Source organism: Arcicella sp. GW821-FHT09D11 (assembly GCF_059416265.1).
The window spans coordinates 120519-142340 of the sequence record NZ_JBWKOV010000008.1; the positions used below are offsets into that span (position 1 = coordinate 120519).

Annotated in this window: 20 protein-coding genes; all 20 read right to left on the reverse strand. The window is 33.9% G+C overall.

Features of this window, described 5'->3' with window-relative positions; all coding sequences use genetic code 11:
- Window positions 1–89: 89 nt before the first annotated feature.
- The 20 genes from AC07N0_RS19280 to AC07N0_RS19375 all read right to left on the reverse strand — a co-directional run bounded on the left by AC07N0_RS19280 (window position 90) and on the right by AC07N0_RS19375 (window position 21820).
- Window positions 90–1049, reverse strand: coding sequence for a hypothetical protein (locus tag AC07N0_RS19280; RefSeq protein WP_494590564.1), 960 nt, complete (start codon window positions 1047–1049; stop codon window positions 90–92).
- Window positions 1050–1101: 52 nt separating this feature from the next.
- Complete coding sequence (locus tag AC07N0_RS19285; RefSeq protein WP_494590565.1) at window positions 1102–1599, reverse strand: hypothetical protein; 498 nt, start codon at window positions 1597–1599, stop codon at window positions 1102–1104.
- 2 nt (window positions 1600–1601) lie between these two features.
- A complete protein-coding gene (locus tag AC07N0_RS19290; RefSeq protein WP_494590566.1) occupies window positions 1602–2378 on the reverse strand; it encodes a hypothetical protein in 777 nt (258 codons plus the stop codon).
- Window positions 2378–3319: a DUF6712 family protein gene (locus AC07N0_RS19295; RefSeq protein ID WP_494590567.1), complete on the reverse strand. Its 942-nt coding sequence runs from the start codon at window positions 3317–3319 to the stop codon at window positions 2378–2380. Before AC07N0_RS19295 ends, AC07N0_RS19290 begins: the two co-directional genes overlap by 1 nt.
- Window positions 3300–4643 carry a hypothetical protein gene (locus AC07N0_RS19300; RefSeq protein ID WP_494590568.1) on the reverse strand — a complete coding sequence of 448 codons (1344 nt, stop codon included), beginning with the start codon at window positions 4641–4643 and terminating at the stop codon, window positions 3300–3302. The genes AC07N0_RS19295 and AC07N0_RS19300 overlap by 20 nt, the downstream gene beginning before the upstream one ends.
- Window positions 4637–5023 carry a hypothetical protein gene (locus AC07N0_RS19305; protein WP_494590569.1) on the reverse strand — a complete coding sequence of 129 codons (387 nt, stop codon included), beginning with the start codon at window positions 5021–5023 and terminating at the stop codon, window positions 4637–4639. The genes AC07N0_RS19300 and AC07N0_RS19305 overlap by 7 nt, the downstream gene beginning before the upstream one ends.
- A 1350-nt stretch (window positions 5024–6373) precedes the next feature.
- Window positions 6374–8062 carry a hypothetical protein gene (locus tag AC07N0_RS19310; RefSeq protein WP_494590570.1) on the reverse strand — a complete coding sequence of 563 codons (1689 nt, stop codon included), beginning with the start codon at window positions 8060–8062 and terminating at the stop codon, window positions 6374–6376.
- Window positions 8046–8651: a hypothetical protein gene (locus AC07N0_RS19315; RefSeq protein WP_494590571.1), complete on the reverse strand. Its 606-nt coding sequence runs from the start codon at window positions 8649–8651 to the stop codon at window positions 8046–8048. Before AC07N0_RS19315 ends, AC07N0_RS19310 begins: the two co-directional genes overlap by 17 nt.
- The gene (locus AC07N0_RS19320) at window positions 8648–9343 is read right to left on the reverse strand and encodes a hypothetical protein (protein WP_494590572.1); all 696 of its coding nucleotides are present in this window, start codon (window positions 9341–9343) and stop codon (window positions 8648–8650) included. Before AC07N0_RS19320 ends, AC07N0_RS19315 begins: the two co-directional genes overlap by 4 nt.
- 174 nt (window positions 9344–9517) lie before the next feature.
- Window positions 9518–10093, reverse strand: coding sequence for a hypothetical protein (locus AC07N0_RS19325; protein WP_494590573.1), 576 nt, complete (start codon window positions 10091–10093; stop codon window positions 9518–9520).
- A 50-nt stretch (window positions 10094–10143) separates the two neighbouring features.
- Window positions 10144–10464 (reverse strand): hypothetical protein, encoded by a 321-nt coding sequence (locus AC07N0_RS19330; RefSeq protein WP_494590574.1) that lies wholly within the window; start codon window positions 10462–10464, stop codon window positions 10144–10146.
- A gap of 61 nt (window positions 10465–10525) precedes the next feature.
- Window positions 10526–11518 (reverse strand): hypothetical protein, encoded by a 993-nt coding sequence (locus AC07N0_RS19335; protein WP_494590575.1) that lies wholly within the window; start codon window positions 11516–11518, stop codon window positions 10526–10528.
- A gap of 63 nt (window positions 11519–11581) precedes the next feature.
- Entirely contained in the window at window positions 11582–12853 is a 1272-nt protein-coding gene (locus AC07N0_RS19340) for a S49 family peptidase (RefSeq protein ID WP_494590576.1), read from the reverse strand.
- 86 nt (window positions 12854–12939) lie between these two features.
- On the reverse strand, window positions 12940–16311 hold the full coding sequence (locus AC07N0_RS19345; protein ID WP_494590577.1) for a hypothetical protein: 3372 nt from the start codon (window positions 16309–16311) through the stop codon (window positions 12940–12942).
- 64 nt (window positions 16312–16375) lie between these two features.
- Window positions 16376–18646, reverse strand: coding sequence for a hypothetical protein (locus AC07N0_RS19350; RefSeq protein ID WP_494590578.1), 2271 nt, complete (start codon window positions 18644–18646; stop codon window positions 16376–16378).
- Window positions 18643–19410, reverse strand: coding sequence for a hypothetical protein (locus tag AC07N0_RS19355; protein ID WP_494590579.1), 768 nt, complete (start codon window positions 19408–19410; stop codon window positions 18643–18645). Before AC07N0_RS19355 ends, AC07N0_RS19350 begins: the two co-directional genes overlap by 4 nt.
- Before the next feature lie 153 nt (window positions 19411–19563).
- Window positions 19564–20076: a hypothetical protein gene (locus tag AC07N0_RS19360; RefSeq protein WP_494590580.1), complete on the reverse strand. Its 513-nt coding sequence runs from the start codon at window positions 20074–20076 to the stop codon at window positions 19564–19566.
- A gap of 523 nt (window positions 20077–20599) precedes the next feature.
- Window positions 20600–21082 (reverse strand): DUF1643 domain-containing protein, encoded by a 483-nt coding sequence (locus AC07N0_RS19365; protein ID WP_494590581.1) that lies wholly within the window; start codon window positions 21080–21082, stop codon window positions 20600–20602.
- Between the two features lie 50 nt (window positions 21083–21132).
- The gene (locus AC07N0_RS19370; RefSeq protein ID WP_494590582.1) at window positions 21133–21615 is read right to left on the reverse strand and encodes a hypothetical protein; all 483 of its coding nucleotides are present in this window, start codon (window positions 21613–21615) and stop codon (window positions 21133–21135) included.
- Window positions 21605–21820 carry a hypothetical protein gene (locus AC07N0_RS19375; protein WP_494590583.1) on the reverse strand — a complete coding sequence of 72 codons (216 nt, stop codon included), beginning with the start codon at window positions 21818–21820 and terminating at the stop codon, window positions 21605–21607. The genes AC07N0_RS19370 and AC07N0_RS19375 overlap by 11 nt, the downstream gene beginning before the upstream one ends.
- Between the last annotated feature and the right edge of the window lie 2 nt (window positions 21821–21822).

Here is a 21822-nt window from a genome sequence, read left to right on the forward strand (position 1 = left end):
GTTGGTTATTTAACAGTACACAAATATATAAATATATTTATAACGATATTACATATAATCAATATATGTAATGTTTATTTATAAATATATTACGAAAAGCTAGGCTTAATTATTTTATTACCGCTAACATATCTAAATCCATCTTTACTAATAGTTGCTATCTTAATCACTCCACCAACAGTAGGTATAGCTTTAGTATACTTTTGAAAATCTATCTCTACTTTCATAAACAAACATGCTAAATCTACTGCTTGCTGTAAACTAAACTCAGGTAGCTTATTAATCTTAACATCATCATCAATTAGCTTAAAACATTCATCTGCTAAATCTTTAATGTAATCTTCATTTATCTGTTCATCTGTTAGATTAAAATCTTCTTTAATTTTACTAATAGTTAAGCCCATTATTGCAAACATATTGTCTAAACTTCCATAAAGGATATTTTGACTAATTCTATTTTGTCCTACACAAACAACCTTAAAGCCTTCAGGATTTTCAGGTATCTTTATAAATTCAAAACCATCTACAATATCCTCATTTGAACATTCTACTGTCTCTATTTTGTAAACTTCTGATTGGTTTGTATTGTGATCAAAATAACTAAAAATAAATACTGTAGAACCAATTCTAGGATAAACCTCTAAATGTGCTTTGATTTCTATTATTACAAACTCACAAAAGTCTTGAATTTTTTGTTTTATATTGAGGAATTTATAGTCGAGATTTTGATCATTCTCTTTTATTTTTTTATCTACAATTTCTCGTATACTTAGATTATTTATATAAGCATTCCCAGCAGTAGTAATTGCTATAAACTCATCATATTTAAACAACTTCTCTTCATAATCTTTAGTATGTGAACTTTTATTATGAAAGAGTCCTTGAAGTTCTTCGACCCCCAATGTTACATTCTCTCCATCAGGTGGATTTTTACTATTTATTAAGTTATAGAAATCTTCAATATCAATCACGTGGCTTGATATAGTCACTAATGAATCTGCAATAATTGCTATTCCGTCACGGGCTATTACACTTGCTATAAAAGTCATAAATTCTCAAATTTTATATTTATAACAAATATATAAAATTTGAGTTTTCATATCAATTCCAATTTTCAGCTTTAATTTTTAAAGCCCTATTATAGTTAACAAAATACTTAAACTCACAGCCATAACCCACACAGGAATCAAAAACTTGTTCAATTTCATAGAAATCAATGCTATCGTCTTGAAGCTCGCCTAGGCTAAAGTTTCGCTCAAAATTACTGTTCTGGATATGAGCCACGATTTCCTCACACATTTGTAAAGCTTCGTCCTGGATAGCGGTTTTATCCAAATCATTCCTTGCCACATCTTTCACTACTTCAAACGCTGCTGTAAATTCCATTCGATACTGGCGTGTACTGTTCTTAATAAGCTTTGGCTCAAATTTGAGTAGTAGCAAACAATACTCATTTAGGTTTAGACTACCCCTTGCTCCTGAGATAATCGCATCTTGAGACATCGTTTCAAAACGGCTCTGTTCTTCGGTATGTCCGATGGGTTTATACGAAGTAGCGATTACTCTAAAATAATCCTCATATTGCTTAATGTATGCCATAGCTATTTTTTCTGAGCATAAAGCTCTTTAAGTTCAATATTCTTCTGGATATTTCGCTGAACAAATTCCAGCACTGTATAAAGGTTAGTATTATAAATATCTGGCTTACGGTCGGGTGTTTTGGCAAAGTCTATCATTACTGTGTTGAAGGCTTCTTTCATTTTCTTGATAGATTTTAAGGTTAATTCACCTTTAGTAGAATTATCTGAAGCTTTTGGGAAAACTAAATCAAAACGTTTGGAAAGGAAATCACGACAACCACTGTAAAACTCAAAAATGATAGCTTGGTGTTCTAAGCTCATTTCACTAGCAATTAATTCGGCTCTTTCTAATACTGTAATATTGTTGTAGTCTCGTTCTGATGAGTATAAGTACAAAATGGCAATCATTTTATGTAGATGCCTAACGTTTTTGGTTTTGATGTATATCCAAAATTGTTCGTCAGCTTCCACAAATCGCCCGAAACTCATATCTCTCAAATAATCTTTTACGCCAATCAGCTTTTTTGAAAGTTGAATCTCTACGAATTTATTTTGTGTAAGGGGTTTAGCCGTTAGCAACAAGATTCTTTGTACCTCCAAAGCAGTATCGGCCAATTTGCCAGATGATACTTTCAGCAGTTGTTCATCAGTCAAAAAATACTTCAACCAGTTAGATGCCAAATTGTCTATATCCCTTTGAATTATTGTGAAGTAATCAAAAAGTTGTTTAGGTATAAACTCATTAAAATTTTCTGGAATGGGAGCTACTGACTCACCGTTTATTTTGATTCGTATCATCAGAAGAACTTGGTTTTATTTTCTTCAATATTTCTGAATGGCTTTTTTCCAGCCGTAACGGTGCTTAAAGTAATGCCTAAATCAGAGGCATTAAGCTTAATAAATTCATTCATCAACAATAGCCTATTGCTGGCAGTACGCTCCAAATCAGCTTTAAAGGCTTCTAACTTTTCTTGAGAAGCTTCTTTAAAACCTTTGGATTGATTGGCGGTAGAATTATCAAAAATACTTACTGTATTTTCATTCAATACGATAGCCATTGCTGAAAGTGCTTTATATAAAGCTTTGTTACCAATAATAGGACGAACATATTTTACTAGTAACTCTAATTTTTTAGCTGCTACTACTTCAGTTTTTAGTGTTGTGATTAGAGTGGTAGGCAAAATCCTTTCAATAACTTCTATCTCTGCATCTTCAATGTATGGTATTAGCTTCAGAAAAACAGTTCTTTTACCATCAATCAATTTAAACTCATCTGCTGTACGGATGAGTAAGCTGCTGAATAAAGTAAAAGCTGAAGAAGCCTTCCATTGAGTAAAGGTGGTAGTGTTTTGCTCAAGATATCGCAACATTTCGTCGATACCATCAAAACCTTTATTGATAAATGTTTTGCGTAAATCTTCTTTATCTTCAGCCGTTGCTTGCTTGTTTCTTTCGGCTGTATAGGAAATACCACCGTTTGTAATCTGAACTTTAGCAATCGGCAAATAGCTAGCCATAGCGATATTAGCCATAATTTTGCCTGCTATACGCATCAATTCTTTATGCTTATCTTCAGTAGATACTACACTGGTACTATACTGGTTTTCGCTAATATATGGCAACACATATTTGGCGAATGCTGAATCAATATCATCTTTGATATTAGCAAAAGTAAATCCCTGGTTGACGGCAATAAATTTTTTCAAGTCGCCATCACTATTAATTATTGTTTGTTGCATTGGGTAAAGAATTATTTCGTTGACTTGCAGTTACTTGATTTAGCGTCTGGAGATAAGGCGTAATAATATTGAGTAATAGTCGCTCACCATTTGGCCCACGCCAATTATTATACTTAAACACAAAATAGAAGGCTGATAAAATAGCAGTTACATGGCGAGTAGCAGTACTCATTCTAATATTAAATGCTTCTCGTTTATCAGAGCCAGAACCCGCACCCATGCCAGAGTTGCTACTACCTTGGAGCGTAGGATCAATACCTACTGCACGCTGTATATGCAAGGTAGCTTTATCATCGAGCGATAGATATCCTTGTTCAAACAAACTACCTTTAATGGTATTTACATTCCAAGCAGATATCTCTTTGTTGAGAATCTTATCAATTCGTTTCAGTGTCATTAAATTATTGCCAGTGTTTTTTACACCATGCATCATTTCATTGAAGTGCTTTAATTCTTCAAGGAAAATCTCATTAATTTCGTCAGCATCTGCTTTTTCCCAACGTTCCCCGTACTTATCTGCCAAGTATTCTTCATCAACTTCAATATGAAATTTTGGAGACATCTGGTTATCAAGTAAATAAGAATAGAATAAGGCAGTTTTATTTGAATTATTTAGCCATCCAGAAGATTTTACCGAATAAGCTGGAGCTAAAGGGTAGTATGTTCGGTGAGTAGCGATTGCTACTTTATAAATGTATTTAGTAGGCTTTTCTAAACGAATCAACTCTAATTCGTCCACAATTGGATCATAAACCCAAAGCGTATTAGTATCTTCAGATTTTGAATTTCTACCCAGTTTCCAGTTACGGTTAAAATATCCTTTCTGAATGTAGCCATCAGTACCCTGCTTTGCAAAACGGAAATGGCAAGCAGGCAAAGCAGCAATTACAGCTTTACTTCTATCATTTGTTAAAAGTATTTCTGGTACTGGTAAACGGTGCTTAACGTAATCAGTAATTAATTGTTCAAAAGCATGAAGTGTGCGAGGGTGCGTCATGAAATCTTCAATTTCTTCAGTAATATAATCTACCCATACGCCATTTTGCTCAAAACCGATTTTGATTCCACCTGCGTAAATACGATCAATCTCTTTTTCAATCGCATCTCTAAGCGTATCATTTTTCTCAATTTCATCTTCCCAATCGTTCGGAAAGGTATTATTATCACCCCATAAAGCTACATCATCAGAACTATTAGCACTTTCTTTGTCAACAGATTCTGTTTTCTGTACTTCTAATTTTATACTTGATGGCTTGATAGATACGATAGCTTCTACAGCAGGCACGTATGCCATTACACCCATGCCTTTCCCTTTAATTACCATAATACTTTTTTATTATTGAATTTTTCAATCAACCGATAATGAATAGTTTTTCGCTCTCCAGTAGGCTCTAAATTACCCGTCAACTCATTCTTTGCCATGAGTGCAATAATAGTTGTCTGATTATCAGCATGATGCTCTTGTAGTTTTGACATACTTTTCTGATAAACTGGAGTATTAGCTTTCATCTTAAATTTATTGCCATTCTTCTTTGCTTTTTCAAGATTGAAGTTCTTGACTGCATACTTTAATATGATATAATCCCCACCAGTACCTTTTTGGACATTGGCAGTCCAAAACTCAATGGAAAATGCTATTGGAAACCCATAAGGATCAATAGCATCAATACATTGTCGAACATCTGAAAGTTTAATAGTTTCCATGAACGAATTTTGAACGAAAAAAAAAATATAAAAAGGATAAAAGGAAGAAGATGAAATAGGAATATTAAGAAGAATAGAGGAAGAAACTTTAAATGTAATAGTTAAAAACTACCAACAATCTGATAGAGAAGAAAGAGAAATGTTCTAACACACCAAATAAATCACAGGAAGTACGATTTATCAGTTTATTGATATATATGATAGAGAAAGAAGCGAAAAAAGCTATAAAACAGCAACAGTTTTATTTTACTGAAATAATTGATTTCTGTTATAAAATTGGGGAGTAGTGCTAATTCATTTATGTAAATTTACAGCATCAAATACAGCGATAGTGAAAAAATAAATTTTACATATTTATAATAGAAAGGAGGTGATAATGATTGAAATATAAAACATAGAAAATGCATAATGCTATATTAGTGGCATTTAATTGATTTGAAAATCGGTGCAAAAAATAACACATATCTTTGCAAAAAGAAAAGCCATCAGGAAGTTTCCCAATGGCCATTAAAATTAAAACTTACTGAGGAAAGTGTTTCGACCCACTTTTCTCTAAATTCTAATTACACCTTAACATCTTAATAATGTTCTACGTCTGGTAAGAGCGTAGTAAGCGAGGTGTTTAAAACAATAATATGACTAAAAAAAGATTTTTAAAATTCATGAAGAAATCTTCAAAAATTTTAATACAAATCAGCAAATTTTTATTAAAATACCTAGTAATTTTAATAAGTAGCCCAATTTTTATGGAGTACATAAAAATGAAATATTTGAGCTAAAATCAGGGAGTAGCGACAACTACTCCCTAATCATTGTACAAATATATTTGATTTTACAATACCTTTATTCAAAATAACTATCTTTTTTCCACTGCATTTGATAATTAATATTCTTAAAATATTAAATTTGTATAATAGGTGTAGAACTTTTAATTAAATACCCCAAGCGGTTTCGTTTGGGGTATTTTGTTTTTAAGTACTCCATTTTCAAATTACTAGCATTTTTTTAGAAAAAAAGCTTAAAAACAGTTCTTTAATACCTATTTTATAAAAAATATTTACTCAAAACACTATAAATCAAACACTTAAAATCACTTTTGAGGTGTAAAAACGTATTAAACAAAAGGTTCATGACGTCAAACGCCCTAATTTGACTTGGCGAACGCAAAGGCGAAAATCCGAAATGTGACGATTAGGGGGGGTATGGGGGGCAGGGGTCACGAAAGCAGGCATGAGGGTGTGAGGATGGCAATGGACGTATCTCAATGAGAAGGAAATGAGGGGTAAATAGAAAAGGCTTACTCTTACAAGCAAGCTTTTGAGGAATATTTTATAGCTACTTATGTTTAAACTATCCTGTTGCCAAAGCACCCCACCCTTTCTTTTTATTGCCTTGTTCATAGTAGTCAACAATATAGTGTAAAAGTTGATCACTCATTTCGGTTCCGTGTGAGGATTCCTGTGGTGGTATATTAGGATTTCGTTCCCTAGATTTATCCTTCTTTACCCTACGGCCTGTTTTATTCTCTACAATCTTAGTCCCTGTAATCTTCCAACAGTCATAAAGCAATTCACAGCTAAGGCTATTAAACTTAAACTTTAATTTCAATTCCCCTTTACAAAACTTATCCCAGTATGATATTAAGTCTTCATACTCCATAGCTTGCCCAAGATATACCTTAGTAACACTAAATCCATTCTTTCTAAATACATCGTAAACTTCAGATGCTTTAGAAGCCAATCCTGCCTTTTCTCCTGCTATCATGGTGTTGTTGTAAACAAAGATAATCTCATTCTTTGGGTAACCTTTGTAATAAGTAGCAATGTATTGAGCAACGTCTTGATGCGTTGTTGTATTTCCAATTTCGCTGAGTAGGTACTTGTAATTAATAATCTTAGCAACATTGCCTTGTATCTGCATTACACCTTTGCAATTATGAGCATTATTACAATCCATTGCAATAATTAATGGCTGGTTATAATCTAAATCTTTATCCCATCGCCAGTTTCGTTTTACTTTTCCAGATAAAGTATCAACATAATCATAGTCGATAGCATTACTATAACCATGCTTATCTCTATCAATTGAGCGGTAAAAGCAGTTAATAACCTCTTTTAACTCAATATTTAAAACAGAAATATCCCAATCAAGTGGACTTAAATTTCTACGAAGATTCTTTAATGCTTTAATCCCAAGAGCATGAATATTATCAAGTGTGCTTGCCTTTCCAACATATACTAAATCCCTTCTCATTTCGTCTATATTGGCGTCTATTTCACTGATAAGTTTATCATACTCTTCTTTTTCTCGCTTTGTTTTTGCTTTCTCTTTAGCTATCTGATTATCATACTTAAAACGTTGAAGCTTCATAATATCATTGATTGTTTGATAATCAACCTGCTTTTGATAATCTAGCACCCAACGACCTTTGGCATCGTGTGGTAAGTCTGTTTCGATAAGTAGCGAATGGTGTTGGTATAAATCACCAAACCTTCTGCCATCTGGCAAAAGGTTATGTCGTCCACCTCTGAGCGTTGGCATTACACTATCTTGAATTTCTTTACCATCAAGTTTCCTCCCTTCACAAATAGCCCCATAATCAAACGATTTACTATTAACCATTGCTTTTCTATCCAATGAAACAAGCTTTGTTACTGAGCCATTTATCCAAAAAATAAAATATTCTGGCTTATCAACAGTTAGATATGGCTTTGGTATTTTAAGTTCTTTAGGTGGCGTTTTTCTGATCCAATAATGAATATCCTCTTCAAGCCCAAGCTCTGACCAACCAGCCTGCATTTGCGGAATAATTGTATCGATTAGGTGAGCATAAGACTGAGATAATACAAAACCTTGCGAGCGTGGCATTAATTTGGCTCTTAGATAAATCCAAGTGGCTGTTACTCCGTGCGTTTTTCCTGTTCCCCTGGCAAATAAAGCCACCATGATGGCAGCATCAATCAGAAACATTAATAACTGAGGAATGTTTCTGTGAACTTCAGTAAATGTATTCCCTACTTTATCAATTAACTTCTTCATAATCTATGTCTTGAGCCTCCATTTTAGCTTTTTTATCTTTCCTGATTTTAAAATTTTGAATAGTTATTTGATATTCTTTTGTACCAATTGCAGGAATGTCTTCAAACCATTCAGGACGAAATGAGGTAATTACATCAGGTAGGTGTAATTTATCCTGATCAATAGCATCATTTGAACCCAAAAACTCTTTGATAGCATTGGCAAGATTATCGTCACATTTTGCCATTGCTGAGGGATTCAATTCTTTTTTTGCGAATGTTCGAGTCTCTTCTATATTCTCAAACAGCTTATCAATTAGCAATTCTCTGTATGTAGCACGATTAATATTTGAATAAAGGTTAGCCATCTTTTCAAATATTTTTCGAGCGTTGATAGGTGTTAATCTACATTCTGCTACTAACAAATTAATTGTTTTAGCCAAAGAACTAGTTTGCTTAAAGAATTCCTTGGCTTGATTTATTAGCTCAAATTCATGCTCGACTGAATCGGTAAAAACAAAAGTCCTACCCTCATCTAATAGTACATTATATAGTTCTTCCTCTGAAGCTTTTTGAGTAATCAGTATAGGCTTTGGTGTCTTTTTATTCATATTGGTATTGGAATAACAAGTCTTGAATATTGATAAGCATCTCGCTCTAAAAGTATCCTTTCAATTTGTTTTGCTTCTTGATATCGTTGTAAAAGCTTTTCTTTCTTTCCAGAATCATCTATAAATTTTTTCAAATACTTATAATGATTCATCCATTTAGCATTGAGTACTACACTACTTTCATCTTCCAATCCAATCTCAATTCTTTCAATTGCTGGAGGTAATTTTTGATATTGATCAAAGTAATTTGTAAGCTCCCAAAGCTCATTAATTTGCCTAAAGAGCATTAGAATTTTTAAGCAAGATTTTGCTCTTATATCTTGGTTATCTTCATCTGCCAAAGCGTTTTTTAATACCCTTGCTTCTGCATAAAAATTCTTTCGCTTTTCAATAGCTGCTTTTATTTTATTTGGTGCGTTGTCAAGCTCTGAAGGTGCTTTATCTCTTGTAGGATGTTCACTAAGTTGCTTATAATTACCTATAAGTTTTTCTTCTAAAACATACTCTTGAGCAGCTTCAAACGAGCTTTTAAGCTGCTTTAATTCCTGTTTAAGTCTGTTTAAGTTATAAGTAGATTCACCTGAGGCAAATAGTATTTTCAAGAAATTATTAGAGCCAAACCGTTTATATATTTCTACTCCTATTTGATAATTTTGATTTACAAACCATGCGTTAATCAATTCTTTTTCCATAAGAAAAGGTCATAGTTTTGCTATGACCTTATTAATGTTTAGGGCTTTTTTTTTAAGTAAGGGAAACCTTTTTTTATGAGTCTTTCGGCATCTGAATTGGTGATAGTTGCTAAATCAATCAACTCATCTTTGAAAGCTGTAATACCAATACTAATGCCTATAACTTCAAAAGATTTACGCTTGTCCTGGAGCGAAGCTAAACGTTTCCTGGTACGCATAAGGTCGGTATGGTTTTGCAGTGATTACAAATTCAATCATTCTAGTATCATCATTGAATTTTTCACCCGTTTTTTCGCTATATGAGTCCGCCTTTACTTGTGCTAAGTAAGACGTTGATACCCCTGGTTTACCAAGTAGAATCCCATTACCATCAAACTCCTTCAGATAGGCACAAAATCTAACTTTACGTAGGTTTTCAAAAATACCTCTATTCTCTGACGTATTCTGCACAGTAATTTTAAAGTCAGATTCATACGTTGAACGGCCAAGCAATTTTGTTTCTCCAGAAAGCTTTTCGATGATACACTGAAGTTTTGCAGGCTTTTTACCAGCTTTCCATGTAAATGCACCAGTAGCAGTTACAAGAGCTTCAGAGGCATTAATACCATCTCCTACCGTAGCTCCAAATTCGGGCCATTCTTCAACAATCTCTGGTTGAATAATGCCAATAATATCTTCAAGACCTGCTTTTCTTGCCTCATCTTGTACTTCATATTGGTTATCAGCAATTACTATATCTGTATATTCCATTTTTGAATCTTGAATAATGATTGTTAAAAATTGATATTGAAAGAGAAAACCTAGTCTTTAATAAGTACTAATGAACCTTTTTGAATTAAGTTTTCAATCACTTCTACATCAGCTGACTTTATTAAGTCTTTCACGACAATTACTTTTGGTTCAACTTCAATACCAGTTCCTTCAACTAAAGTAGTTGAGTGTACTAAAGCTTGATAATTTTTTCCATTGTAAGTAATAACTGGCAATCCATCCTTATCTTTTTGTAAAGATAAAGACTGTACTACTGCAATAGATTCATCAATGATTTGGTCTTTTTGTTGCAATAATTCAATCATTTTTTCAGGTGAAAGCCCGCTATAATCAATTGTTTCTTGTGCCATTTTAGTGTTAGATTAAAACAAAAACTACCTTAATGGTAGTTTTTGTGATGATTAGTTTTTTTTAAGCTGGAATTGTTAAATCACGCCCATTGCTCCAAATTAATTGTGGCGTATAAAAATCTTCTCCTTGATAAAAATCAGTCGATAAACGAACATCATATGTATCGAAATCTTCTACCTTAAAAATTCCTTTATTCTCAGGATTTTTATTTTTTCCTCTATTATTACCTTCAATTGTACACCAAATCATATCTGATCCATCATGTGAAGGAAGCCCAGCAATTTTACAATCCGTATCAATGATTACTAAAAGGTCTGTTGCTAAGGTATTATACAAATTGTACTTAGTTCTCATACCAGAAATGTAACGATTCCTAAACGTGGTTGACATGAAAAACTCTTTAATATACTGTCTGTATTTTTCTGGAATTGCCCAATAAAATGTTTCCATGTATTCTACAAACAAAACAGGATTAGTAGGAACAGCTCCTAAAGTAAACATTGAAGCTAAATCCGTAAACAATCCAGCTTGATTGAATAATCTGATTTTATGACGAATACCTGTACGAGAATCAATCGTTAATCCTGCTACTCTAGCTGCTTGGTTTTCAGTAGAAACATCTTTACGAACACCTTTGAAGATAATCTCTACTTCATTATCTTCTTTATGCTTCTGTACAAGATAATCACCAATAATTGATACAATTGGTGCATCTTTTTTATACAATCCCTTAGGAGCAAGAAAATCTATTGCAGTAGACGCCAAGTCATCTGGAGTCATTCTAACATTTATTTTTACTCTATCAAGATTCCATTCATGAGGCTTAAATTCTAATGTTCCTAAATGCGAAAATTTTGCATAAAAAGGTTGAGTGACAGAACTCAACTTCATATTTACACCTCTTATCTGAGTATCATTTGTACTCTGTAATGGGAAATATGCTTGAGTCTTATCACTGAACATTAACTGTCTTTTGAGGTCTTGAACACCAAGGCTACCTTCCTTGTAATAATTACCCCACTTGGTTTTTAGTTCTCCAGCGTCTAATGCCATTATTATTTTTGTAGTTAGATTGTAAAATGTTTAAGAAATAGTCCTTCTAAACTGGTAATCTGTTTATTGATAACTGTAAGCAAATGAGTTTTTCAACTCTTCTTCCCCATCCAGAATTACACTTTTATCTGGCTCTTCTCTTGCTCCAGCTGGCGGTGGGGTATCATTGCCCTCTTGACGAGCATCACTTCTTGCACCAGGAACACTTTTGGCAATTTTAGCTTGAAGGTCTTGCACTTCTCTTTGAGAGGCAGAAAGTTTATCTGTTTCAGCGGTTTTCTCAGTTTCAAGCTGAGTGATTCGTGCTTCTAAAGTTGGCATTTTAGCATTTTGTTGTACTAAATCATTAACTTTAGCTTGTACTGCATCCAGAATTTCATCTTGCGTCAAATCTTGTTTTGCTTCATTTTTCAGGCTGATTTGTAGGGCTGAAGCTAATACCCCTAATTTTACTAAAGACAAGCTCATATCGTCGTCGGTTTGATTGGTTACGGTTGATTTTTCAAAGGTCTTTCCTCCGAAAAGTTTTTCAGTGATGGCTTTAAAATTCATTATTTCATCAATTAAGCCCTGCTTTAAGGCATCTTGTGAGAGCACAGTTGAACCCTTCAGAATCTTATCTGATACATTTGGTCTGTTAGATTTTACAGTATCAATAAAATCCACTGCTCCAGGATCAATCCAGTTTTGTAAGATGGGCTTTGTATTTCCTTTCAGAGCTTGTTCTATCTCAGCATTTTTATCGGGCGATAATGATGACTTAATAGTAACCGTTTTCACTCCAATACGCTCATACAACTTTGAAGCATCCTGAATCGTAACTTGTGAACCAATACAGCCTACCATACACGAATTATGCAAGGCAATGATGGCATCACAATAACTAAGAATTTCATACGCCAGCGACCCACAAAGTCCTTCAATCGCTCCAATAATCGTTTTCCCTGCTGCTTTAAACTCTTGAATAGAAGCTATCACAACACCTGAAGCAATCGCATAACCACCACCCGAATTTGTTTGAATAATACAGCCAATCACATCTGGGTTTTGAGTGGCTTCTTCAATACTCCTTGCAATATCCTTTGTCCCATTAGCAATTTTTTCACCCCAAAAATTATAAATTGGCTCTAAAGTAAGTATGCCAGAAAGCTGTACAACGGCAATCTTTTTTACATTATCAGTAGTACCTACATTTCCTGAACGCTCAATATTATACGGATTCGATATTTCATGTTTTATCTGCGGGCTTTTACCCTCAATAAGATGAGAAATAAGCATCAAATATTGAGCTTCTACACTTTGGTGAATTGAGATATTTCCAGTCAGGTTGAGCATTATAAAAATTATTTGCTCAAAATTTTACCTTTAATTTTCAAGGAAAAAGGATAATGAAAAAGCCCATCGATTGATGGGCTTTTTCATTATCTTACTCTATCTATGAATTCAGAACCAATATTCGCTAACAGAGTTTTAGCTGGAGTTGAAGCAGGATGTAAATTATCATACATCCATATTTGCGTCATTGTGAGGTTTTGAACAGGGCCTCCTGAATTAACCCAAGTATATTGATCAGTCCAATAACCTGTTGTTGCAACGACTTGTTGAGACCATCCTGTTTTTTCCCACATCTTTAATAATGGGAAGCCCCAATAATTGGCAAGGGTTTGTTGTGCAAGAGAAATTCGTGTTTTTCTAGCATTTTCATAATGTCCTGCAAAAACAATCTTCGCTCTTGGATTATCTTTCAAAATCTCATCAATCATACAGTTAATTGATCCAATATAGGTTTGCTTGTCTCGTGAATTAGCAGGAACATTAATATATTGTGCATCCGAATCGGAAAATAGATTATCATTATGCCCATGTCCGATTACGTACATGTCCCGACTTGTACCACCCTTTGAACTTAAATGTCTATACAATTTATTTTCGTAAGAACAATCTAGGATTTTAGCCTGTAATTCTGAAGAAAGAGTAGTTGGTACTGGATCATCAACAGAACCTGCCAAAAGCAATCTAACAGTGTCCCAATTGTTTATTAAGTAATTTTTACCTGAAATAGGGGTACTCCAAGAAAATAATACATTTTTATAGGCTAAATCCTGCCATCCATAAGGGTCTGTTCCTGGTGTAGTAGCTATTTTTCCTTGTCTACACATACTACTACCAACTGATTCATTATATATTATTGCTCCTAAATTATTTGCAAGAAGCTGTGGATAACCCCATTCTCCAATCGATGTATCAAACCAAACGATTGTTTTATCTTTCCATTTTGATGCAATTTGTAAATTATCAATACGTGTATTAACTACCGATATTTTATTATCTACATAAGCTTTATTAGCCGTATTAAGACCATCCACATACACTTTACTAGCCGCTTGTACGATTGACTGTGGAGTATAAATATAATAAGGCGTTGCAGCATTTGAGTTAAGGATAAAATGTGTTGCAGTAGCTGGAGGAACTAACAATAAATCTGTCCAAGTCTTATCAATACCATTTTCTCCCTGTCCTTGGTATGTTCCATTTATTACAGTACCTGCTACATTTAGATATAGCACACTCCATACACCCGCACCGTTTACAGTAGTCGTAACCCTAATTCGGTCAGTGATTGGATTAATAGGGTATTTTGCATATCTTCTGTAACCACTCGGATTAGGATTAATGCTACCATCTATCCCAAACCAAGAATTTGGCCTCATGCGATCGATTATAATATCAACAGTTATACTTCCATCTATGTAGCAATATACCGATCCAGTAGGTGGAGTAAGAGCATAGTTGACGTGAACATGGTCAGTATTATCTGCTCCTGGTTCAATAACAGACAATACTTTATTATCGACATCAACAAATGTAGCAAGTGCTAATGCAGAACCGTTCACTGTTGATGTAACATAGAAAGTATCTCCTGGAAGCACTGGGAGTTTTACATAACGCCTATAGTCATTCCCAACAATCGCTGGCACTTGTCCAACGGCTGTTTTGGGTACATAGAATTTATCTATGATTGTGTATAAACGATTAATATAAAAGTCGCTTAGAATATTCTCAATTGCTGGAACTTTTGTTCCTGCAAGTAGGGTATTGCTTGTTTCTAAAGCTGCTATTCTATTAATATTATCAGTAGTCTGCGAGAAAACGCCTTTTCTTAATACAAGATTAGTACCATAATTATTATGCTCGAATGTTGCACCAAGACTTAACAATACATTCCAATCTATACAAAGATTAAAGCTAAATGAAGTTCCAGCATTAGTTATAGTACCATTATAGTTTTTAAAGCCATTCAGAGTTGAAGCATCAAAACTTGTATTTTCGTTGATTAGGGCATAGTCTTTCGACTTTGTAATATTCCTAACCATAAAACGGTATTTAAAATTTGCTACTAAACCAGATGTGCTCGGCACAGTCGTAACAAAAGTAATACGCCAGTCATCGCCTTTTTCGGTTGATGGAACAGTTATATCTAAAAGCTTTATAGCTTTTAAAATATTAATTTCGTTAGCTGTGTAAGCAGCTAATTTATTCGCTAAAAAATCGTAGCGAGTACTATTAATTTCACTTAAAAGAGAGGTGTCAGCATCCGTAAATTGTTTTACTATTTCTGCTGTTTGGGTAAAAATACCAATCTTTAATTTCAAATTTGAAGTACCAGGATTAAATTCAAAATTTGCTCCTAAACTTAACAGATATACCCAATCTATTTGTACATTAAAAGTGATTGTAGTACCCGAAACAGTCAAGCTACCTCTATAAATTTTATCTCCATTTAGACTTGTAGCATCAAAAGTTAAATTTTCATCTACGATTGAGAAAGCTACTCCAGTAGTGATATTTTTTACTTGTACCTTATACTTAAAGTTTGCAACTAAACCAGGCGTACTTGGAATAGTAGAGACAAAAGATATCCTCCAGTCGTTTGCTTTCTGTGCAGATGGCACAGTCAAGTCTAATACTCTAATCGCTGTCAGAACTTTATTTTCAAGATCCGTATATGTATCTGAATTCGTTTTTATAAAATTCTTTGTGATTTTACTCCCTCTCCTAATTAATAACCAGAGTGTATCTTGTTTTTTTAATTCGTCACCTTCATTAACAACAATACCAGCAACAAAATTAACCCCTGAAAATGGTAATGTGCCTGGCGTAATTATGTCGTAATAACTCCCTTCAGTTACGTTTGTTGGTGGTGTAACGGAAAGTACTGGCATATTGGTTGTAGCATTATAACCACCCAAAGGAGCGGGGAAAGGTACATTCTGTAAATCCACCCAGTCGTGCCATATTTCCTCTCCTATATAGCGAACTTGAACTTTAGAACCAAATGTACGCCATTCAATTCGATCACTAATAGGACTCACTTTCATCCCTACAAACAAACCACCATTTAAAGTAACATCAACTTGTACATTGGAATTTGCACGCTCGATAGAAGAATCTGACGGCTCATCAGACATTTCTATGTCTAAATAAATAGGTGAAATATCTCGACCTGAGCTATCAGTAAAGAGAACTTGTAAATTAAAAATACCCGTGGGAATTTCTTCAATCAATGGTATTGATGTTACAACACCATCATTATCGGTAGAAATAGTAATCCAGTCTTTCTTTATAATACATAATGTACCATCACTAGCTACATCAATACCATGATTTTTTGTAAGCTTATCATAGATAATACCATCTGAACTTATAATGGCTGTTATTGACACATTATTTAAGTCAATAACACTGTCGTCCTGATTAAGAGTAAGTACTAATCTCCAACCTTGACCTTTCATTAGTTTGAATCTCGTTGGTATTGGAGTATAATCGAAAGTTTGCATTTTAGTAAGGATTAGAAAATTAGTAACTTTTTAAAATATAGAAATAATCCTTATCGGCTGTTGGAATAAGGTTTTTAGCAGTATTGCTATAGATGGGATTAACAGTTTCCCAACTATCTGATTTGATATGGATTTGCCTCATTGTCCCTCCAATATTTGCTCTTAACCATACTTCAGTCGGCTCTATGCCTTCAGGTCGCCAACACATAGCTTCTAGTTTTGATGTACTTATCTTGGTTCTACAAGGAAGTATAGAAGATAAATCAGCCCAATCTACGGCTTTGTGTTTTACCCAATTTATTCCGTCATAACTTTGTTCGGTTTCCCAATATTGAGGAACTAAATCAAGATAAGCCTGAGCACCTCCATTCGTCATGAGCATCTTAATGGCTGCAAAAAAGCCTATGTAAGTATCATGAGATTTTGTTGAGTTAAAGGAATTTTTATCCCATTCATGCAAATCGACTGAGTTCATATAGGTCAGTGAAACTAAATCAAATGCATATTCTCTGCCAGCCAACATAGCAATGTGTTCAGTTTTTGTATCAGCAACAAAGCTTCCATTTGGCAGTTTAACATATTGATTAAGCCCGATTGCTCCTTTGTCTGCAATCACTTTGGTGAGCATCTTAAAACGTCTGTTATTCAACTTATATCTTGCATACCAAGCGTTCCACTCTAAAAGCGTCCCTGCTCTGGCTAAGGTATGCTCTGTATTTCTATTATCAGTGTACTTATTAATTATGATAGAATGTCCTGCCCCCAAATCATAGGTACTACCTTGTATTGCAAATTCATGTGCATAAAAAGAGACTTCCCCCGAAGGAATAATGTTGGGATAATCGATAGGTTTCTTATTAATAACTCCTTTTGATGGGATAGATAAAAGGGGTGTATCATTACGCCAGTCTTCAGAAAAAACAGCTAACGTATCAGTGTAATTCCCTGATGAATTTGGATAGAAATGAGTTATTTTTTGATTTGTGGTTTGATCGTGAATATAGCCAATCGTATTTGCCAATACTCCGTAATCAGAGCTAACATCAGCAGTTGTATTTTCAGCCATACCTATCAAGGCCGCTCGATGGTACTGAGAGCCAAAGTCAGCCGTTCCATCTTCAATATCCACTGCCTCTAGCCCTCTATGTGTTTTCCCTCCAATATTATCGCCAAACCCCATTTCTGCTGAACTAATAGCCGCTTTACCAAAATCGTATGAGCCTGCTAACCCTTTAGAAGTTAGAGTTTGACCATTATCTAAACTTGATTCCCTGAAGCGATAATAATAAGGTGTTGAAGAAATAAAATTATGATACGATTGCCCAACAACTGGATCAATATCATTTTCCCAAGGTAGTCCTGTATTGGGATCATAATGATAGATAAAATTTTCTCCACGAATGCCAGCACCAGCGTAGAAACTTGGGTTTAGTGATGCTTGCCCCATCAACCCTACTTGCCATGGCTGAATGGATGTGAAATCTTTGAAAGGTTGGCCCCAGAAATTCCACCATACTCCCCACTTTGGACGTATATAACCTTGAGCATTCGTATAAGTTGGAATACTGAATGTACCTATGAGGTTTAATGGAATAAAATTATTTACTGTCTGAATTGGAATTTGTTTCGCTATGTTTGTAAGTGACGCAACCAATTGAGTTGTATCTGGAGGCGTTATTCCACCACCATTACCAATACTATCCGCTTGAACATTCTTGTAAGCAATATTTGAAATATTAACTGAGATGACATTTTTTGATATTGGAAATAATAGATTAGGGGTTTTATAGCGGTATTTTAGAAATACTGAATCCTTTTCAAATTGTTTAACTGGATTTCTATAATCAGAATATCTGGAAGTAAATACTTTTAGTTTATTACGGTTAACTTCTACACCTGCATAGATGGGTAGTGCTAATCCCTTCTTACCAAATATTTTAACTAAAGGTTTATTGAGGGAATCTCTTTTATATATTATTAAAGAATCATTCCTAAGTAGAATATGCGTGATGGCAATTTTGCCATTACTACTATTAATTGAATCGTTTCTGATGGCTATTCCAATACCAGCTCTTTTGTCTGAAACTTTTGCAAAGTAGGCATTGTAAAGATAAGCTGAAGTCAATGAACCATTATATTTCCTAAGGGTCACTTTATCAATACTACCTCCTAGTGAACCAAATCCTTTTAATGTTACAGTTCCATTAAGATTGTTTATTGCTGTTTGCCCATAAATGGATACAAACCCCAATAAGTAATAAAGTAGCAAGAGCTTTTTAAATAATTTCATAGGGTTGTGATTGTGGTATAATTGTTATTGATATCTAAATAAAATCGTTGATAGTAAACACTATTTTTAATCCTTATATAAATGAAGTATCCCCCCACATCTTGAATGATAAATGTAAAAGAGCTTTTTACTTTAGCTAAATCAATATCATCTACTGTTCCAACCAGTACTTCATATAAATTTTTATCGCCAAAGATTTCTACAAAAATGTTGAAGGCTGCAATCTTTCCACCCTGAGCCAGCGGATAGACAACATCTTTCCATGTGATAGATTTTACAATGTCAATTGATTTGGAAATTGCTTTAGCTTGACGAAGTGTTATCTCATAGATATTTTCTGTAGCAATATTTTTAACATAGCTATAATTAAAATCTACCTGAATATTATCAAGCCTGATTATCCTACCGTTATTCAGAATGATTTCTACATAAAGATTTCTATGTTCTAGGTAAGCAAAAAATAATCTTGAGAATTCTTCAAGACTTAAATCTTCTTCATCAATCAATATTTTTACTGAGTTCTGAACCTGATAACCAATCACATCAAGCTTTTTAGCAAAGCTTCCTTCGCTCTCTGAAAAAGAACTATCAATATCTAGTAACCAGTTGTCACCTCTTTGAAAAACCGATGATGATACAATTTTTGAATTTGATTGATAATCTGTCAAAACCTCTGAAGAATAGGCAAGGCGTATTCGAGCTGAGCTTCCCAAACGAGAAGCCGAGTCAATACGCCTGAAGAAGTTAGGATGATCGTTTGCCATATTTCAAAATTACGGCAAACCTAATTGTATAAAAGGGATAAGTACCTATCAGATAATTTTAATTAAAAGCCTGAAATACAATACGTTATACTTAAAAATAAAGGAAAAGAAAACCGATTAGAGGAATACCTAGCCATAAAATTTACCTCAATGTTATTTTAAGGGATTTACATCCGATTTTTTCTTAAAAAAATTTTGTCGCTTTTTCGATTGACGAAGCTTTTTGCCATTCAAAAAAGTAACAATGTTCACGCCCATTTTACGAGCAGTGTTTTCATCAACATATCCACGGGTATGGGTCTTCTCTAAAAATTCAGTAGTAATTGTTTGATCCTTTGGTTGATAGTCCTTAGCTCCCCATACAAAAAAGCCAATAGCCATTTTATAAAATTCCTCAAATACCCTACCCATATTTCTTTGTGTATAGGCAGAATAATCATAGTCTCTTAAAGAGGCTGGAATCTTGATTTCAATCTCAACCCAATCTACAGGAATAACGTCTTTCTTATTTCTCAAGCGGACAGTATTAGTTTTTTCTGCTGAAAGCTGAAGTAAACGACCAATGAATGAATTAAGGTCTGGACAAAGATAATTATCTGTTCCAAAGCAGTTCAATAAAAATTCTTTAATATGTGGTGGTACAAAAACTGAGATAGTCCCTTTCATAAATTTTGCATTTTTTTAATACAACAATTTACTTAAAATATAATTAATATGCAATAAATCAAGGAGTTATCTACGCTTAGTATGTAATCTATTTAAAGTTGAATAGACTAAAACTGTATATTTTTCTGTAACGCTGTAACGACTGTAACTTTCGCTGATTATCAAGCACTTAGCATATCTGAAAGGTTGATTTAATTTGTAACTCGGTTACAAACTAGTTGTAACGATTTGTAACCAGTTAAACCATTGAATAACAACACTTTAGTAGTTACAATATTTTGTAACTTTTCTAATTTAGTTACAAAAAGATATAATTATTGTAACTATATAATGCTTTGATTATCAGTTATTTAAAATCTAACCTTGTCATCGTTACAGTCGTTACAACTTTTTGACACTTTATTTTGCTAAGGATTGTAAGGAAATAGTAGGGCTTGTAGCGGGCATAAAAAAAGCATCGACGAATCGATGCTTTTGTGTAACGGAAATTGTACTATTCTTGTAACGTTAATGATTCATTGCTTTAGTATTTAATTGGCACTAAGCTACCTTTGAGATAAAGAGGATGTTTGGGCGTACCAGTAACAGATAATTCTAAGAAATGGAGCTTTGTATCAAAAAGATCGTTGAAGGGCTTAAAATCGGGATTCTTTTTTCTTATTCTATTAACAACCCATTCACTTCCCCAAGCACAAACAATTTTTTCAGATTTTTCATGAATGTTTATAAGATGTAATTGGTTATCTGGCCCGATAGCATCAGTAACTTTCAATAAATTTTTAGGATTTTTATCTCTGTAAGCAAACAAATTTCCGACAATTATTCCTCCATATCCCCACGATTCTCCAAAAGCGATACATCGATTAATCGTTTTGTCTTCATCTTCATCGTCGGCAGTAGAAGGATTGAGCATGATAAACCCTATTAGGGGTTTGGTTTCGTCCCATATCCGTGTCAGTTCGTAGCGGTATTGGGTACAATCAGAAATTATAGCAGTTTTTTTCATGTATTTTAATAAGTATATTATTATAATTTATTCAAAGTTAATAGTATTTATTATGAAATACCTTTCATAAATGCCATCCATTTAGTTCTGCCTTGTTTGCCACTTGGATGCCCAAATAATGGCTCTATTCCAATAATGTCTAAAATCTTCTTTGTGCTTATTTGAACCTCATTCCATTTGAAAATAAGCGTACCAAAAGGTTCCAGCACTCTCATACTTTCGTCAAATCCTGCTTTAATATCATGTTCCCAAGTTGGCAGCAATACTCCATACTTTTTAGCCATCCATGTGCCTTGTCCTAGCTTATTTAGGTGGGGAGGGTCAAATACTACCATTTTAAACGAATTGTCTTTAAAAGGCATGTTTCTGAAGTCTGCAATAATATCGGGTTTGATTTCCAATTTTCTCCCATCACAAAGTGTATCTTCTAGTTCTCTGATATCAGCAAAAAGAACAGATGGATTAGATTTATCAAACCAAAACATTCGACTCCCACAGCAACAATCTAAAATTAATTTACCTTCATTTCTCATAAGTTTTATTTATTTTACGTTTCTCTATTTCCTCTTCAGCCTGAGCAAGTCCGTTTTCCCAAACAGGTATCATGTGATAATTCGGGTTTTTTATTTTCCCATTTTCAATAGCAGCTTTAACACGATTGATATACACTTCTATTTGTTCAACAGTAACTGAAGTGAGCCAATTGCTGAAGATGTTTTTAGCTTGAGTATTTTCCATAA

Bases quoted from the DNA above. Each gene is read 5' to 3' on its own strand.
- AC07N0_RS19340 (WP_494590576.1), bottom strand. From the start codon at position 12,853: ATGCTCAACCTGACTGGAAATATCTCAATTCACCAAAGTGTAGAAGCT.
- AC07N0_RS19330 (WP_494590574.1), bottom strand. From the start codon at position 10,464: ATGGCACAAGAAACAATTGATTATAGCGGGCTTTCACCTGAAAAAATG.
- AC07N0_RS19350 (WP_494590578.1), bottom strand. From the start codon at position 18,646: ATGAAATTATTTAAAAAGCTCTTGCTACTTTATTACTTATTGGGGTTT.
- AC07N0_RS19305 (WP_494590569.1), bottom strand. From the start codon at position 5,023: ATGGAAACTATTAAACTTTCAGATGTTCGACAATGTATTGATGCTATT.
- AC07N0_RS19345 (WP_494590577.1), bottom strand. From the start codon at position 16,311: ATGAAAGGTCAAGGTTGGAGATTAGTACTTACTCTTAATCAGGACGAC.
- AC07N0_RS19335 (WP_494590575.1), bottom strand. From the start codon at position 11,518: ATGGCATTAGACGCTGGAGAACTAAAAACCAAGTGGGGTAATTATTAC.
- AC07N0_RS19365 (WP_494590581.1), bottom strand. From the start codon at position 21,082: ATGAAAAAAACTGCTATAATTTCTGATTGTACCCAATACCGCTACGAA.
- AC07N0_RS19325 (WP_494590573.1), bottom strand. From the start codon at position 10,093: ATGGAATATACAGATATAGTAATTGCTGATAACCAATATGAAGTACAA.
- AC07N0_RS19295 (WP_494590567.1), bottom strand. From the start codon at position 3,319: ATGCAACAAACAATAATTAATAGTGATGGCGACTTGAAAAAATTTATT.
- AC07N0_RS19370 (WP_494590582.1), bottom strand. From the start codon at position 21,615: ATGAGAAATGAAGGTAAATTAATTTTAGATTGTTGCTGTGGGAGTCGA.
- AC07N0_RS19315 (WP_494590571.1), bottom strand. From the start codon at position 8,651: ATGAATAAAAAGACACCAAAGCCTATACTGATTACTCAAAAAGCTTCA.
- AC07N0_RS19285 (WP_494590565.1), bottom strand. From the start codon at position 1,599: ATGGCATACATTAAGCAATATGAGGATTATTTTAGAGTAATCGCTACT.
- AC07N0_RS19280 (WP_494590564.1), bottom strand. From the start codon at position 1,049: ATGACTTTTATAGCAAGTGTAATAGCCCGTGACGGAATAGCAATTATT.
- AC07N0_RS19300 (WP_494590568.1), bottom strand. From the start codon at position 4,643: ATGGTAATTAAAGGGAAAGGCATGGGTGTAATGGCATACGTGCCTGCT.
- AC07N0_RS19290 (WP_494590566.1), bottom strand. From the start codon at position 2,378: ATGATACGAATCAAAATAAACGGTGAGTCAGTAGCTCCCATTCCAGAA.
- AC07N0_RS19375 (WP_494590583.1), bottom strand. From the start codon at position 21,820: ATGGAAAATACTCAAGCTAAAAACATCTTCAGCAATTGGCTCACTTCA.
- AC07N0_RS19310 (WP_494590570.1), bottom strand. From the start codon at position 8,062: ATGAAGAAGTTAATTGATAAAGTAGGGAATACATTTACTGAAGTTCAC.
- AC07N0_RS19320 (WP_494590572.1), bottom strand. From the start codon at position 9,343: ATGGAAAAAGAATTGATTAACGCATGGTTTGTAAATCAAAATTATCAA.
- AC07N0_RS19360 (WP_494590580.1), bottom strand. From the start codon at position 20,076: ATGAAAGGGACTATCTCAGTTTTTGTACCACCACATATTAAAGAATTT.
- AC07N0_RS19355 (WP_494590579.1), bottom strand. From the start codon at position 19,410: ATGGCAAACGATCATCCTAACTTCTTCAGGCGTATTGACTCGGCTTCT.